Source organism: Aliiglaciecola sp. (assembly GCF_039982535.1).
Taxonomy (GTDB): domain Bacteria; phylum Pseudomonadota; class Gammaproteobacteria; order Enterobacterales; family Alteromonadaceae; genus Aliiglaciecola.
Window position 1 is genome coordinate 156,195 of the sequence record NZ_JBDWYG010000039.1, and the last position, 16,064, is coordinate 172,258.

The following is a 16,064-nucleotide window of genomic DNA, read 5'->3' on the forward strand; positions in this document are numbered from 1 at the left end:
ATGAGTGATAATACGGTTAAAATTCCCCAGCAAGCCTTTGACTGGTATGACGAATATGCCCATGGTGATATAGACAGGCGTACTTTTATAACGCGGATCTCAAGTTTAGCGGTCAGTGGTTTGGCAATCTCTACCATTGCTGCTTCATTGACGCCTAATTATGCTAAAGCAGAGCAAGTTTCATTTAATGACCCCGATATAACCGCATCTTACGTTGAATTTGATTCCCCCAATGGACATGGCAAAGGGAGTGGCTACTTTGTAGTGCCTAAAGGCCAATCAGAAAAGCTTGGTACTGTGCTTGTTGTGCATGAAAATCGTGGCCTTAATCCTTACATTAAAGATGTGGCTCGTCGTGTTGCTAAAGCTGGTTATATCGCCTTTGCACCTGATGCATTATTCCCATTAGGCGGCTATCCGGGTAACGATGATGAGGGACGTAAAATGCAACGCTCAATGGATAGAGACAAAATAGAAGAAGACTTTAAAGCTGCAGCGTTGTTTTTAAAATCCCATGAAAAGGGAAATGGCAAGTTAGGCGTGGTTGGATTCTGTTTTGGTGGCTATATCAGCAACATGCTGGCTGCTAACTTACCCAATGTAGTTGATGCTGCAGTACCGTTTTATGGCACGCCTGGAAAAGATGATGTTGTAAATAAAGTCAAAGGACCGCTGCTAATACATTTTGCTGGCCTAGATAAGCGCGTAAATGCCACTTGGCCGGACTATAAAAAGGTTTTAGAGGCAAATAATGCGGACTATGTAGCCCATACCTATAAAGACGTAAATCACGGCTTTCATAACGACTCTACCAGTCGATACGACCAACAAGCAGCAGAACTGGCTTGGCAACGCACGTTGAGCTTTTTTGCAACCTATCTTGTTGAGAATGGAAAAACCACTAAACCAGGATTTTAATTCTCACCGCGAATATCAAGTGTCATGCAAACACTGTGGGGATCATCTTCATAGTCTGCAAAGGGAGGACACTTGATAAATCCGTGGCTTGCGTACAAGGCTCTCGCAGGGGCGAAAAAATCCATGCTACCAGTTTCTAAACTTAAACGGTGATAACCACGTTGTTTTGCTTCGCAGATAAGGTGTGTCAGGATCCTTTTAGCCACACCTTGGCGCAAAAACTGATTTGAGGTACGCATGGATTTTATCTCACCATGGTTATCCGATAACGTCTTTAAAGCACCACACCCAGCTAGTTTATCTTGCTGCCATAATCCCCAAAACGTAATGTCGTCGGCGCTGAATTTAGATTCATCTAAGGCGTGTACACTCTCTGGCGGCGAATGCTCAAACATTTCTTGATGATGGGCTTTTAACAGTGCGATCACTTGCTCAGAAATAGGCTTTTCCAGCACAATATTCATTATGTTACTTCCTAAAACTCACTTGTTGAATATAGCTTAATTAATCAAGCCAATTGCCGTTCTCATCAGGTACAAACCAGGGTTGAGAAAACCAATAATACTTACCTGCATAGGCAATACTAGGTGCCGTGCAGTTTATTCTTGAACGGCCCTTGGGCAGTGGATCTTCAATACTATAGGTAAAAGAATTATCTTCCCAATTCAACTTTATTGGTTTTCCAGAGTAAAAACAGTTCAGTTGGCTTGTATGCATATCATCCAAATTGACCTTAATGGTTTGAGTGGGTGTTCGCTTGGCAAGGCTCAATTGTGGCTCGGCTACACTTTTACTGATTACCGGCATGTCTAAGGTGTTCATTTTTACTTTTAGTGTTTCTAAGTTGGCGTAAATGCCAGCTGCAGGGAAGCGTGGTAAAGCGCCAAAATCACTATTTTTAGAAATCGCCCCTGATTGCTGCCCAAAGCCAATGAAGCCTCTATCCTGCAAACCTTGGCTTAGAGCTTGATTGTATTCACCATAGGGATAAGCAAGATACTTTAAATCGAAGTCTGTGTTGCGTTTAATACTCTGTTCAGCGTGTTCAATATCTTCGATGGTGTTAGCTAACCAATTATCCTGTTCGTTACCTAAGAGTAAATGTTTGTGAAAACGGGTATGGTTAGCGAAACTAACGCCTTGTTTGCTTAGTTTGTTTATCTCAGACCAGTTTAGTTGGTGTTTTTGTTTGCCAATTAAATCTGGACTAATAAAAATGGTATAGGGGAAATCATACTTCAACATTATCGGGTGTGCATTTTCAGCGATATTTCGATAGCCATCATCAAACGTAATGGCCACGCTATTCTCAGGCACAGGTTGACCATTTTGAATGTTTTCAATTAATGTTTGCAATGGAATTACATTATGGTGCTCTTTCAAGTACGCCATATGTTCAGCGAACTTCGCTGGGCTAATAGAGGTACTTGCAGGCGTGTCTTCACTCACATGGTGATATAACAAAACCACACCGTGATTAGGGGTAGCGATAGCCATTTTGCCAAATGCTAGAAATAAAAAGCCGCCAAGCATTAAAAAAATGGAATAATACTTAACATTACTTTTTTCACTCGTTTTGGATTTCATCATTGCCTGAGCTTCCTACTTCAACCTCTTCAAGACCTCTATTCTGGCAAAAAACGGCTCATCTAGAAATGATTGCGTTAATTTTTCCAATGTTATTGGCAAATATTACTGCGCCTTTGATGGGGTTTGTGGATATAGCCGTACTTGGCCATATGGATGGCAGTCATATTTTGGCTGGTGCATCAGTTGCTACATTGATATTGACACAAATTTATTGGATTTGCGGATTTATACGTATGTCCGCCACAGGCCTTAGTGCCCAAGCGAAAGGACAAAAGTCTAGCCTAGCTAGTTTCAAAGTATTTTATCAAAGTATGTTCAGTGCCGGCATCATTGCTGCATTACTATTGATCTTTCAACAGCCTATTTTGGCCCTAGGGCTTCATTTTTCCGAAGCCGATGAATTGGTTTCTCAGGTGATTGTTGAATACTTTAATGTTCGGGTTTGGGGAGCTCCAGCAGCGCTGGCTAATTTGGCGTTAATTGGCTGGTTACTCGGCCAACAACGAAATAAGTTGGTGATGTATAGCCAGGTTTTTGCCAACCTATTAAATATCGGTTTGAATCTACTATTTGTGTTTGTATTCGACTGGCAAGTCGCGGGTGTGGCTGCTGCAACTGTGATTGCTGAGTATTGTATAACCCTAACCGGATTATTTTTTGTCTTTAAAGGACAGCGCATTTTACCGCAAAAAGAATGGCTTGGGATGCAAAGTTTAGCCATTTTAACTCGTCTCAATAGCGCTATGTTGATCCGCAATTTAGCTTTGCAAGCCTGTTTGGTATTTATGACTTTTCAGGGCATTCGTTTGGGTGTGCAGGCAGCCGCGATAAATGCCTTGTTAATGCAGTTTTTTGTGCTCATTGCCTTAGGATTAGATGCCGTAGCATTTGCCGTTGAGGCCAGAGTGGGAGAAGCAAAAGGAGCATCCAATGAGCGCTCATTAAAAGCCAATGTCACCTTAGGGCTTATTTGGTCGAGTGCTTTTGCACTCGTGTATACCTTAGTGTTTGTAATATGGGGAAACAATATTATTGGGCTTTTGACCGATTTACCGACTCTGCAAAAGGCGGCGGCTGAGTTTTTACCGGTTATTTGGTTACTTCCCATAGTGGCACATTGGTGTTTTTTAATGGATGGTGTTTTTGTGGGACTAACACGGGCAAGTGCGATGCGCGATAGCATGTTAATAAGTGCGTTGTTAGTGTATTTTCCGGTGTGGTGGTTCTGCCAAGACTTAGGGAACTTCGCTTTGTGGATTGCCTTACTTGCATTTTTGGGAGCCAGGGGGATTAGTCTTTCGGGTTATTTCCTTTGGCTTTATCGTTGGCCTGCTCAAACCGATTAAGGGTTTGTGAAAAACGATTAGCAAATATGCCTAAATACCCTTTGGCAGCGAATATTAACCCTAAGGCTAACATCAGAACACCAGGTATTTGCAACCAAATCCAAAATTTTAAGCCTGCAAAAATAGCCATAACACCAGCAATAAAAATAGTCAGGCCGATTTTAAAATCGGCCCAACTTTTGTGGGGATCACTCCCCATTTTATACAGCCAGTTTTTCAACATTCTCTAATGCTAAAAATCTGACGTGTTATGTTTAATAATACGAGTGTTCACCGGCAGTATGCTCAGTGGCATCTTTAACGGCTGTTATTTCACCTGAAAAGGCTTCTAACATTTGTTTTTCAATACCATCTTTTAAGGTCACATCAACCATTGAACAACCATTACAGCCGCCACCAAATTGTAGAATGGCTTCACCGTTATCAGTGATTTCCATTAACATGACTTTGCCGCCGTGGCTGGCTAATTGAGGGTTTATTTCCGCTTCAATCATATAACTGATACGTTCGGCAAGAGGAGCATCACTGTCTACTTTACGCGCTTTAGCGTTAGGCGCTTTAAGTGTAAGTTGCGAGCCCATCTGGTCAGTAACGAAGTCAATTTCCGCTTCTTCTAAAAACGGAGCACTTTCTTGGTCAACTACAGCGTCGAAACCGTTAAATGTGAGCAACACATCGGTTTTTTCAACGGCATCTGGCGGACAGTAAGACACACCGCATTCAGCACTTGGTGTCCCTGGGTTCACTACAAATACACGAATGTTTGAACCTGGCTCTTGTTTTTCAAGCAGTTTAGTAAAGTGCGCTTGTGCACTTTCAGAAATATTAATCATCAATCATTCCTGATCTTTTAAAATTAGACCAATAGTTTACCAGAAATACCTGAGTAAAACACTCAGGTAATGTGATTCTATTATGAAATTTTTAACTAACAAAGAATTGATGCATAATATACACAAAATACAAGGGAACTGCTCCAGTCGTTAAAGGCCAGATGGCTTGAGTCCTTATGCGTTAGTCAAAATAATAATTAAATCTACTGTAAAGAGTTTTATATGAATTTAAAGCGTTTTTGCGCCACCGTACTTTTTTTATCTCTTTCTTTCTCTGCTTCCGCCCTATCTGACTTAGACTATCTCCCTAAAACGGTGAGCTACGACCCAAGTATTCCAAAGCCTGAAGATGTGCTTGGTTCTCCTGTTGGTACTTGGCATGCTCGGCATGATCAAATAGTCCGGTACATGGAAATTCTAGCTGAATCGTCAGATCGAGTTAGCTTAACAGAAACGGGTAAAACCTATGAAAATCGCCGACTTTTGTTGATGACCATCACCGCTGCTGATAATCAAAAGAATATCAAAAGCATTCAAAAGCGGCATTTAGAGGTTATTGAACAAGGGGCAAAATCAAATGATAAAGATCCATTGATACTGTGGATGGGCTACAGTGTTCATGGTGACGAATCTTCAGGGGCAAATGCATCGTTACTTGTGGCTTACTATTTAGCTGCTGCTCAAGGGCCAGAAGTAGATAAACTCTTAGCAAACAACATTGTGTTGTTGGATCCTGCACTCAACCCTGATGGTTTAGCGCGATTTGCTCATTGGGCGAATATGCATAGAAGTCAAAATCTTGTTTCTGACCCCAACAACCGCGAGTTAAGTCAACGTTGGCCTAGAGGTAGGGTAAATCACTATTGGTTTGATTTAAATCGCGATTGGTTATTGTTAACTCATCCTAGCTCTCGAGCGCGTATCAAGCAGTTTCAGCAATGGCGCCCCCACGTTCTTACTGATTTTCATGAAATGGGACCCAATCGTACGTTCTTCTTTCAACCGGGTATTTCCTCCCGTAAGAACCCATGGACCCCTGATCAAAATGTGAAGCTAACGGAAGCCCTCGGTAACTTTCATGCAGCCGCTTTGGATGACACTAAACAACTCTACTTTACCCAAGAATCATATGATGACTTCTATTATGGTAAAGGTTCTACCTATCCGGACGGCTTAGGAACAATTGGTATTTTGTTCGAGCAAGCCAGTAGCCGTGGTCATTTGCAAGACACCGTAAATGGGCCCTTGGCATTTTCTGATACCATTCAAAATCAAGTAACCACGTCATTGTCGACGTTCAAAGGGGCCCTTGCCAATAAACAGGCTCTTGTTGAATACCAATCTAATTTCAACAAGCTAACCGATGAGCTAATTAAAGATGATCGAGTAAAAGGTTATTTGATAAGTGAAAGCCGCGACAAAGCTCGATTTAACCAACTGAAGAAAATTCTACAACAACATAAAATTGAACATTACTCCCTCAATAAAAACGCAAAAATTGATGATGTTACCTACAACTCTGTAGATAGTATTTTTGTGCCCACTGATCAGCCTAGATACCGTTTGGTTAAGTCGATATTTTCTACTCGTAAACGTTTTGACGACAATACCTTTTATGATGTTTCCAATTGGAACTTAGCTTTAGCGTTTAATCTGCAATATACCGAAGTAGATAAAGGGGACTTCCGCAAAGTTTCTTACTCTGATAAACAAGCTGAATTAAAAGTAGACAAGCTTCCTATGTTACAAGGGAATGCTTATGCTTACGGCTTTAGTTGGGAAGATTATAAAGCCCCTAAATTCCTGCAAAGATTATTACAAAGTGGCATTCAAGTAAGAGCTGCAGAAAGTGCTTTTTCCGCTAAAACCAGCAGTGGCACCATTAGTTTCTCATCCGGTTCTATTGTTATTCCTACTGGGCTAAATCAACCTGATGACATGCTTGCAACGATTCAGTCTCTGTCCAATCAACTGAATATTCCTGTTTGGTCCATTGAAAGTGGATTGACCGGGCAAGGTATCGACTTAGGAAGCGCTAAGATGTCTCCTATAACCCTACCTAAGGTGATGATTGTTGGGGGCTTAGGTGTTAATCAATATGAAGCCGGTGAAACTTGGCACTATTTAGATACTAGAGTGGGAATGCCGGTGTCTATTATCGATATGGACCGTTTATCTGCGCTAGATATGTCTAGCTACACCCATATGATTTGGGTCAGTGGAAATTACAAAAACTTGCCAGAATCAGTAATTGAGAAAGTTGCTGAATGGGTTGATGAAGGCGGCGTGTTGATTGGTCAGCAAAGCGGTACTAAATTTTTAAGTGATAATGGTTGGTTGAAAGCTGCCTTTATGAAACGGTCTGAAATACAAGACGCATTTAGTGCCAAAAACCTTCAATTTGGTGACCGGGAAGCCTTTGCTGCCAAGCAGCGTATCGCCGGTGCTGTATTCGAAACTAAACTGGATATTAGTCACCCTCTAGGATTTGGTTACACTCGATCATTATTACCGGTTTTTCGCAACACGACTGAAGTGCTGTTGATGCCGGAGCAACCTTTTATTACTGCTGCTAAGTACGTAGAAAAACCCTTAATGGCGGGCTTCGCCTCTGATGAAATGCAAGACCTTATTTCTGATTCTGCAGCTGTAGTTGCCCACCGATTTGGTAAGGGACGGGTAATTGGTTTCGTAAATAATCCTAATTTCCGTGGTGTGTGGTATGGAACAAGTCGACTGATGGGGAATGCTATTTTCATGTCTAAATTTATCGATTAATTTAGATTTACTCAGATTCGCTGTTTTTCGGGGTAATGCAAATTGACCAAGCGTCAATTTGCATATCTGGATACTCTGCACGTAACACCTCTGCGGCAGAGTTTATGGTAGCTCCCGTGGTCACTACATCATCAAACAAAGCAACATGTGTTAAGGGTTGTTGTAAGGGCATATTTATTGAAAACGCGTCTTTGATGTTTTGTTGTCGTTGATGAGCGCTTAAATCGGTTTGTGCCAAGGTTTTTTTAGGTCGTGAAAGCACATTGCTTAAACAAATAATTCCAGCAGATTTAGCGACTTCTAAGGCAATTACCGCAGCTTGATTGTACTTTCGCTGGGCTAACCTAGCCCTATGCAATGGAATCGGAATAATTGCTTGAGGTAACTGGGCTTTGGGAGGAAGAGCACGTTGACAAAACAATTGGGCTAATCCTCTAGCATGGATACTTTTATTGTGAAACTTCAGTTGAGTAATTAAATGTGATAGTGGCCATTGATAGCTTGAAAAGGCGGTTAAACTATCGAAATTTACAGCCCTTAAACCTAAATATACTTCAACATGATTAAGTAAATTATAGTTATATTTTTTGTGCTCAAAAGAAATAATATCTGCTTCACAATAATGGCAAATCAAATATCCGCTAGACTGGTGACACAAAAGACAATGTTGGTTTAGTTCCAAATAAGTTGCTAGTTTTTTACTAAAATGACGCCATTTGCTACTATTTAATGCAGCAATGACTAACTGACTCAGTCCCATAACATTCCTTATTAATGAGAACCTAATGAGCAACCCCTTATTTTTTGAAACACGTGGACAAGGTCCCAATTTAGTTTTACTACATGGTTGGGGGCTCAATAGCGGTGTTTGGGAGCCTATTAGTCATATTTTGGAACAATCCTTTCGAATTACCTTACTCGATTTACCTGGATTTGGACGCAACGCCGATGTCTTGCCAGCACAATACGACTTAGACTCTGTTTGTAGTATGGTTGCCGAGTGTATTCCCGACAAGTCTAGTTTTGTTGGTTGGTCCCTTGGTGGGTTAGTCGCCCAACAATTGGCGATTAACCATCCTGATAAGTGCGAAAATTTGGTCTTAGTGGCAAGCTCGCCTAAGTTTTCCGAAGCAGAAAACTGGCCAGGCATAAAAGCGAACGTTTTACAGATATTTACTCAACAACTGGAAAAGGACTTTAGTAAAACCCTTGACCGTTTTATGGCAATTCAGGCTATTGGAAGTGAATCTGCTAAACAAGATATTAAGTTAATCAAGTCACACATCCAACAATACCCCATTCCCGATGATAGGGCGTTACGGGCTGGGTTAAGTATTTTGGCAAACGCGGACTTACGCTCTCAATTAGGCGATATTACCTGCCCCACGTTCCGCTTGTATGGTCGCTTAGATAGTTTGGTACCCGCGAAAGCCATTCCACTAATTGAAAACTTGCAAGCCTCTAATCTAACGCATGTTTTTGCCCATGCGTCCCATGCACCTTTTATTTCTCATCCTGAAGAGTTTGTGCAGATCTTGTACAAATGTTTAAACATTAGCAGCTAAGTTTCCAATTTAGTCTAAATAGGCTATAATTTGCACAGGTAATGGGGGTTATCTATGGCATTTGATGTAACTAATAATGTAAATTCGGCAATCATATCTGGCAGCCTTGGGTTGAACCGTGCGCAGCAGGGTATTACTGAAGCATCGCTGTCGATTGCGCAGAGCAATGGTCAAGCTCAGACCACTCAAGATGTATTAACTAATGCTGCAACCCAACAGTTGGGGCAAGTTAACCAATTGTTGCCTAGTGGCGGTGACTCTTTAACTGATAACTTACTTTCTTTGCAAATTAATAGTCGCAATGCGATAGCGTCTGGCAAAGTATTGGAAGTGGCCAATGATACAGTAGGTCGTATCATTGATGAGCTAGCTTGAGTTAACGAGCCTTTGTTATGAATATTGTCACGCCAACACCAACAGCCATATTATTCCCGACGAATAATGTTAGCACCGATGCTGTTCGTAGAGACAATCAACAACGAGAAACTATTCCGCAGACAAGTAATGCAGAAAACTCAGCAGCAGAGAGTGGTTTAGGCTCAGAATCTGATCGTGTTAAAACCCCCGGTCAACAAGTTCAGGTGACCTACGAGCGACCTCAAGCTCAGCAAAATAATCAAGCCCAAAGCGATGCAACACAAGAAAACTTTGCAGACAAAGATAATGGCGAAGATCCGAGTGCCGGCAAAGAAGATGCTGAGAGTAAACAACAGCAGCAACAACTAGCAGATCAGCAAGAAATTGAAGAACTGAAAAGTCGTGATGCTGAAGTGCGTGCCCACGAACAAGCACATGCTTCTGTTGGAGGTCAGTATGCGGCTTCTCCTACTTACGAGTATGAAAGTGGCCCTGATGGCAATCAATATGCGGTCAGTGGAGAAGTGTCCATCGACATTTCTGAGGAAGAGACACCTGAAGAAACAGTTCGCAAAATGCAACAGGTTCGAGCGGCAGCCCTTGCGCCAGCAGATCCATCTTCACAAGATTTACGAGTAGCAAGTGAAGCTACAAAAATAGCGACAGAGGCACGTTCTGATATTGCTAAGGAAAAGGCTGAAAGTGCGAAAGATGCTGTTAGTGATAATATTGAACAACAGTTAGGTGAGTCTTATGATTCGCCCCTTGCCGAAGCAACTGAATCTCCAATCACTGCTAACGTACCAGATTTAGATGAAATCGTAGACGGATTTGCCGCAGATTTTCCTACCCGTTCGTTAGAGCAGGGTACGGATGTTGCCAGCCTTGAGAAAGACCGCGAGCGCTTGGAAAATAGAGATAGTGGGATTTTACAACGTGTGTCTGTAATCGAAAGCTTCTATCAAAAAGTATCTGAACCTCGTACTTCACAACTACAATTCAGCGCTTAGTCAACCTCTGCAGTAAGTATTCACTTACCTCGAAGCTCCTTCTAATTATCTAAATTTTTTATATTAGGAGTTGGTTAGCTCTGCTGTCAATGTCCTCACAAACAAGTAATCACTTGTCTGTGAGGAGCAGATTACGACGTCTTTATTTTTGTTTTGCTTTGGCAAAAGCATCGGCAAAAGCATTGCCCATAGCCGCATTGCCTGGTGCAGAAGATTGTTTTCGCGAATTATCTCGACCTTGGTTTTTTGCCGGTCGAGGATTCTTATTGTTGCTTCTATTGTCAGTCCTCGACGGATTTTCTCTTGTCCGTTGAGGTTTAGCGGTGTTGTCATCTAGTTTCATTGTAAACGCAATTCGTTTGCGTTGTTCATCAACTTCAACCACTTTAACTTTAACAATGTCACCGGCCTTCACTACTTCTCTTGGGTCAGAAATAAACTTATTCGTCATCGCCGAGATATGGACTAGACCGTCTTGGTGTACACCAACGTCCACAAAGGCGCCAAAGTTGGCCACATTACTGACTACGCCCTCTAGAATCATCCCTTCTTTCAGATCAGATATTTTTTCGACACCTTCTTTGAATGCTGCGGTTTTAAACTCGGGGCGAGGATCTCGTCCAGGTTTTTCAAGTTCAGCGATAATATCGGTGACTGTGGGTAAACCGAAGTTATCATTGGTATAGGTTTCAGGCGATAAGGCTTTCAAAATCTCTTTATTACCAATGAGATCGTTAACCGCACATGCGGTTTTATCGACGATTTCATTGACTACCGGATAGGCTTCGGGATGGACTGCCGAGGCATCTAACGGATTGCTACCATTGACGATTCGTAAAAATCCAGCCGCTTGTTCATAGGCCTTTGGACCTAATCTTTCTACTTTCAGTAAATCTTTACGTTGGCTAAATGCACCGTGCTGGTCGCGAAACATCACGATATTTTGTGCCAGCGTACGGTTCAACCCAGAGACATGGGATAACAGTGCTGGAGAGGCGGTATTCACATCCACGCCCACCGCGTTCACACAGTCTTCGATGACATGCTCGAGGGATTTACCTAGGTTACTTTGGCTAACGTCGTGTTGGTACTGACCGACTCCGATGGCCTTGGGTTCGATTTTCACAAGCTCAGCAAGGGGATCTTGTAATCTGCGCGCAATAGACACTGCGCCGCGCAAAGATACGTCCATGCCTGGAAGTTCTTGAGAAGCTAACTCTGATGCTGAGTAAACCGATGCACCCGCTTCGCTGACAACAATCTTACGCAGATTTAATTCAGGCGCTGACTTAATCAACTCCGCCACTAGCTTGTCTGTTTCTCTAGAGCCTGTGCCATTTCCAATACTTACTAGCTGGACTTTATGTTGTTTACACAAGTTGGCTAAGGTGCGCAGTGATTTATCCCATTGATTTTGTGGTACATGGGGGAAGATAGTATTGGTAGCAACAACTTTACCTGTGGTATCTACCACTGCTACTTTTACGCCCGTTCTTAACCCTGGATCTAAGCCCATGGTGACTTTGGCACCTGCCGGTGCTGCCATCAGTAAGTCGTTTAGGTTGCGGGCAAATACGCCAATAGCCTCTTCTTCGGCTTGTTCTCTAATAGCGCCGAATAATTCTGATTCCATGTGCAATTGGATTTTTACTTTCCAAGTCCACTGCACTACCGTAGTTAACCATGCGTCTGCGGGTTGACCGCTAAATTGCAAATCTAAATGGTCGCGAATGATAGTTTCACAGTAGGCACTGCGGTCGTTTTCTTCTCGTTGTGGATCAGCATCAAGGTTAACTTGAAGTAAGCCCTCATTGCGTCCACGAAACATTGCCAGTGCGCGGTGAGAGGGAACTTTACTGATTTTTTCACTATGGGAGAAATAATCTGAGTATTTAGCCGCTTCTTTTTCTTTACCACTAACCACAGTGCTTTTGATATGTGCATTTTGCTGTAAATAGCGACGGACTTTTTGCAGTAGGGTCGCATCTTCTGAGAAGCGCTCCATTAAAATATATTTTGCTCCGTCTAGAGCCGCTTTTACATCTGCCACTCCGGCATCTGGATTGACGAAACTTTCAGCTTCCGCTTGAGGATCTAGTTGCTGATCTGCAAATAACTTATCTGCTAGTGGCTCAAGGCCCGCTTCTATGGCAATTTGCCCTTTAGTTCGTCGTTTAGGTTTGAACGGCAAATATAAATCTTCTAACTCGGTTTTATTTTCAGCCCCTTGAATCTTATGACTTAACTCTGGGGTCAACTTGCCCTGCTCATCAATAGATTTGAGAATGACTACTTTGCGTTCCTGAATTTCACGCAAGTAGCCTAAACGCTGCTCTAGGGTTCTCAATTGCGCATCATCAAGGCCGAATGTGGCTTCTTTTCTGTAACGCGCGATAAATGGTACTGTGGCGCCGCCGTCTAATAGTTCAACAGCCGCATTAACTTGTTTCTGCTCAACGTTAAGTTCGTTAGCAATTTTTTCGATGATCATACAAGACCCTTGATAAGGCATTAATGCCTAGAAAAACTGAAAATGGGCTTCTAGCGCCCAAAAATAAACAGCCGCAACTTTACCAGTGCAACTGATGATAAAAAACACCTAACAGCGGTTATTTTTCATATTCAATGCTTTTTATTAACCAATTGAACTCACCAGCCTCCGTTCGCACGGTAGCTTCTTCATCAACTTCTTTTTTGAGCAGAGCGCGAGCCATGGGAGAATCAATGGAGATACAATCTTTACGATCAAAAATTTCATCGTATCCGACGATTTGTAACTTTAAGGTTTTTTCGTCGTCGTTTTCTATTTCCACCCAAGCACCGAAGAACACTTTGCCTTCTTGTTGTGGTGAATAGTCGACGACTTTTAAATTTTCGAGACTTTTAGTTAGGTATCGTATGCGCCTATCTATTTCTCGTAAGCGTTTTTTATTGTATTGATAGTCTGCGTTTTCACTGCGATCACCTAGGCTCGCTGCCCAAGTCACCTTTCTTGTTGTTTCGGGCCGATCAACTCGCCAAAGATGGTCGCGCTCGTTTTGTAATTTTTGATAACCCTTGCGGGTGATTAATGGGGTTCTCAAATGAAAAACCTCTTATTTATTAAACACTGTTTTGTATTCAAAGACTTAGTAAATGGCCGCTATCTGGCAACCTAACAATAAATTATAACCGTTATTTTTTTAGTCAAAAACATTCCAAAAAACGATGAAATTTAGCAGGAAAAAATGCCATGTTAGGCTAATATTAAAGATAGTTAAACGACGTCCTGAAGCTTAAAGTAAATTGTAAAAATGTCGTCTTAACGTGCGCTGTAACTGACTTTCCTACCGAGTATGTTACAGGGTTTTTTTACATAACGTAAATAAATCGAGGGTGACTTTTAAAAGGAGGCCTATCGGTAAAAACTGTTGGTGTTGAACATGATATATGTTGCACCTTCAATACAATTAGGTAGTACAATTTGATACACAAACCCGAATTAATTTTGGGCCTTAAGGTCGAATAGAAAGACCAATAAAAAGCGTGGAATTAGGTTCAGCAGGGATGATGCTGATAGAAAAAATAAAGCCGGAAGTCATTTTTGACTTCCGGCTTTTTATTGATTTAGCTATTTTGAGTGAAACTTTACTCAGTAGCTTCTTTGGTTAAGATATCTAGTAACTCAACTTCAAAAATAAGTGTTGAATTTGGTGTGATTTTACCCGTAGCGCGCTCGCCATAAGCAAGTTCTGATGGAATATAAAATTTATACTTAGAACCCACAGTCATTAATTGAACACCTTCAGTCCAACCAGAAATTACACGGTTTAGTGGGAAAGTAGCAGGCTCGCCTCGGCTATAAGATGAATCAAATTCAGTGCCATCTAATAGAGTACCGCGGTAATGTACTTGCACGGTATCTTCTGCTGCAGGGCTATCGCCTTCTGAAGAAATCAATACTTCATATTGTAAACCTGACTCAGTCTCAGTGACGTTTTCTTTTTTAGCATTCTCAGCTAACCACTGTTTACCTTTTTCGATATTTTTTTCTGCTAATAACAATTGACCAGCTTGCATTGCTTTATCAATATCAGCATTCAATTTTTGAATTTCGCCTTGCTCCAATTGAGATTGTGCTTGCATTGCTGCTGCAAAACCTTTCAAAATTAATGCTCTGTCTAGTTCAACACCCATGCTCTCTTGGGTAGCTAAACGTTGCTCAACAAAACCACCAACACTTGCGCCAAACGCATATGCTTGCTCTTCTTCAGCAGACGTAAATTTAATTTCTTCAACCTGTAATGGGTCGGCTTTTTGTTGACAAGCAGTTATGCCGAAAACAGATGCGACGACTAATGCAATAGCTGCCTTTTTCATTCAATTTCTCCAAAATTTCTTAAAAAATCAATTTGCTTATTTGCACAAGCAAAAATTCAAATACGTCTTTTCATTGTTGGGTAAATGTCCCAACGTCCTCAAATAATTTGCGAGGCAGTTTAAATCGATCTGCTTAAACATGCTAGCAACAAACTGTAAAGGAGTAGCTGTTATTACTCCCATGCTGTTTCGTATTCAATTTGCCAATCGTTGTGAAACGCGCATTTTAAGGTGACTTGGGTATATACTAAACGAACTGAACTAATACACAAACTTGAATAGACAGTATGTACAAAACAGCGGACCGAATGATTTCACAATCTCAACTTAGAAAAACTTGGATAGTCTTTGTACTGATGCTTACCGGGTGCAGTGGTGCTATTAGTGAGCCTGATAAATCTGTACGCCATGCTATCGAAGGAGCTTATGCAGCAGACATTTCTAGCGATAATAAAATCGCGGTTGTCTCCACAGCCCAACAGGGAATTTTAGTGTGGGATTTGGTTGCACAAACTGAAAAATTTAAATGGAGCCATGAAGAAGAAGGTCATGTTGTTAATACTGTTGGCATCGTGCATATAGCGGCCGACAGCAGTTATGTGGTAACTGCCGATCGGGAAGCTTTTGCGCTATGGAATTTGTCCACTGGTGAGCCTGAAGGTTTTTGGCGAATTGATGAAGCTAGCGTTCGTGATATCGCTGTGAGTAACAATGGTCGGGGAATATTGGTCGGCAGAGGTAATGGCAAAGCTATGTTTTTTGAACCTACCAGCGGACGCCGGTTAGAGTTCCTTGGTCATCAAGAAAAAATCAACAGTGTGGATATATCGCCTAACGGGTTTTACGCGCTAACGGGTGGTAACGACTATGTTGCTTACTTATGGGATACTCGCAGTGGGCAGGTTATTCACCGTTTTACTCATTCCAGTCGTGTCACTAAAGTTGCTTTAGATGATGCTGGTCGATACGCCTTCACCGCAGACAGTAAAAGAGGGGCCAAAATTTGGGATGTGCAAACGGGTGAAGAGATAAGCCAGTTATCTTTCATACAACGTCAAAAGATCTTCAGTGCAGCTACGTTTTCAGAAGATGGAAAATATTTAGCTACAGGTTCACCCGGCAGGGCCCTAAACCTTTGGTCGGTATCTACAGGAAGTGAGGTGCAAGAGTGGCGTGTTACCCCTAAAGACGGGACACAACCTCAAAGTGCGGTGGTCTATGCGGTGAGCTTCGAACAAAAAAATCAGTTATTATCTGAAAGCAGTAGTGGCCTTGCTGAATATTGGGCATTTGAACAGGAAAATTAGT

The 16,064-nt window shown here is 41.9% G+C and carries 15 protein-coding genes; 7 read left to right on the forward strand and 8 right to left on the reverse strand.

The window, feature by feature from the left end; genetic code table 11:
* On the forward strand, positions 1-918 hold the full coding sequence (locus ABJV04_RS12360; RefSeq protein ID WP_348491826.1) for a dienelactone hydrolase family protein: 918 nt from the start codon (positions 1-3) through the stop codon (positions 916-918).
* On the opposite strand, the gene ABJV04_RS12365 is transcribed toward ABJV04_RS12360, so the two are convergent.
* Together ABJV04_RS12365 and ABJV04_RS12370 are read right to left on the reverse strand one after the other, a co-directional pair.
* Entirely contained in the window at positions 915-1,382 is a 468-nt protein-coding gene (locus tag ABJV04_RS12365) for a GNAT family N-acetyltransferase (protein ID WP_348491827.1), read from the reverse strand. The genes ABJV04_RS12360 and ABJV04_RS12365 overlap by 4 nt on opposite strands.
* A gap of 40 nt (positions 1,383-1,422) precedes the next feature.
* Complete coding sequence (locus tag ABJV04_RS12370) at positions 1,423-2,508, reverse strand: polysaccharide deacetylase family protein (RefSeq protein ID WP_348491828.1); 1,086 nt, start codon at positions 2,506-2,508, stop codon at positions 1,423-1,425.
* On the opposite strand from ABJV04_RS12370, the gene ABJV04_RS12375 reads away from it, so the two are divergent.
* The gene (locus tag ABJV04_RS12375) at positions 2,508-3,854 is read left to right on the forward strand and encodes an MATE family efflux transporter (protein WP_348491829.1); all 1,347 of its coding nucleotides are present in this window, start codon (positions 2,508-2,510) and stop codon (positions 3,852-3,854) included. The genes ABJV04_RS12370 and ABJV04_RS12375 overlap by 1 nt on opposite strands.
* Here the strand turns inward: ABJV04_RS12375 and ABJV04_RS12380 are convergent.
* Together ABJV04_RS12380 and nfuA are read right to left on the reverse strand one after the other, a co-directional pair.
* Positions 3,799-4,077 (reverse strand): hypothetical protein, encoded by a 279-nt coding sequence (locus ABJV04_RS12380; RefSeq protein WP_348491830.1) that lies wholly within the window; start codon positions 4,075-4,077, stop codon positions 3,799-3,801. The two genes, ABJV04_RS12375 and ABJV04_RS12380, sit on opposite strands and share 56 nt — an antisense overlap.
* A gap of 31 nt (positions 4,078-4,108) precedes the next feature.
* Positions 4,109-4,687 (reverse strand): Fe-S biogenesis protein NfuA, encoded by a 579-nt coding sequence (gene nfuA / locus ABJV04_RS12385; protein WP_348491831.1) that lies wholly within the window; start codon positions 4,685-4,687, stop codon positions 4,109-4,111.
* Positions 4,688-4,909: 222 nt separating this feature from the next.
* On the opposite strand from nfuA, the gene ABJV04_RS12390 reads away from it, so the two are divergent.
* Positions 4,910-7,465, forward strand: a complete 2,556-nt coding sequence (locus tag ABJV04_RS12390; protein WP_348491832.1) for a M14 family metallopeptidase — start codon at positions 4,910-4,912, stop codon at positions 7,463-7,465.
* Positions 7,466-7,472: 7 nt separating this feature from the next.
* Here ABJV04_RS12390 and ABJV04_RS12395 read toward each other — a convergent pair whose 3' ends face one another.
* Positions 7,473-8,225: a ComF family protein gene (locus tag ABJV04_RS12395; protein WP_348491833.1), complete on the reverse strand. Its 753-nt coding sequence runs from the start codon at positions 8,223-8,225 to the stop codon at positions 7,473-7,475.
* Between the two features lie 25 nt (positions 8,226-8,250).
* On the opposite strand from ABJV04_RS12395, the gene bioH reads away from it, so the two are divergent.
* Genes bioH through ABJV04_RS12410 form a run of 3 tightly spaced genes read left to right on the forward strand, consistent with a single transcriptional unit; the run spans position 8,251 to position 10,397 of the window.
* Positions 8,251-9,030, forward strand: coding sequence for a pimeloyl-ACP methyl ester esterase BioH (gene bioH / locus ABJV04_RS12400; RefSeq protein WP_348491834.1), 780 nt, complete (start codon positions 8,251-8,253; stop codon positions 9,028-9,030).
* A 54-nt stretch (positions 9,031-9,084) separates the two neighbouring features.
* A complete protein-coding gene (locus ABJV04_RS12405; protein WP_348491835.1) occupies positions 9,085-9,405 on the forward strand; it encodes a hypothetical protein in 321 nt (106 codons plus the stop codon).
* 17 nt (positions 9,406-9,422) lie between these two features.
* Positions 9,423-10,397 carry a putative metalloprotease CJM1_0395 family protein gene (locus tag ABJV04_RS12410; RefSeq protein ID WP_348491836.1) on the forward strand — a complete coding sequence of 325 codons (975 nt, stop codon included), beginning with the start codon at positions 9,423-9,425 and terminating at the stop codon, positions 10,395-10,397.
* 142 nt (positions 10,398-10,539) lie between these two features.
* Here the strand turns inward: ABJV04_RS12410 and ABJV04_RS12415 are convergent, their stop codons facing one another.
* The 3 genes from ABJV04_RS12415 to ABJV04_RS12425 form a co-directional block, all read right to left on the reverse strand.
* Positions 10,540-12,888 carry a Tex family protein gene (locus ABJV04_RS12415; protein ID WP_348491837.1) on the reverse strand — a complete coding sequence of 783 codons (2,349 nt, stop codon included), beginning with the start codon at positions 12,886-12,888 and terminating at the stop codon, positions 10,540-10,542.
* Between the two features lie 118 nt (positions 12,889-13,006).
* Positions 13,007-13,480, reverse strand: a complete 474-nt coding sequence (gene greB / locus ABJV04_RS12420) for a transcription elongation factor GreB (RefSeq protein ID WP_348491838.1) — start codon at positions 13,478-13,480, stop codon at positions 13,007-13,009.
* Positions 13,481-14,024: 544 nt separating this feature from the next.
* Positions 14,025-14,756 (reverse strand): FKBP-type peptidyl-prolyl cis-trans isomerase, encoded by a 732-nt coding sequence (locus ABJV04_RS12425; protein ID WP_348491839.1) that lies wholly within the window; start codon positions 14,754-14,756, stop codon positions 14,025-14,027.
* A 356-nt stretch (positions 14,757-15,112) separates the two neighbouring features.
* Here ABJV04_RS12425 and ABJV04_RS12430 point away from each other — a divergent pair, with 356 nt between their 5' ends.
* The gene (locus ABJV04_RS12430) at positions 15,113-16,063 is read left to right on the forward strand and encodes a hypothetical protein (RefSeq protein ID WP_348491993.1); all 951 of its coding nucleotides are present in this window, start codon (positions 15,113-15,115) and stop codon (positions 16,061-16,063) included.
* Position 16,064 lies beyond the last annotated feature (1 nt).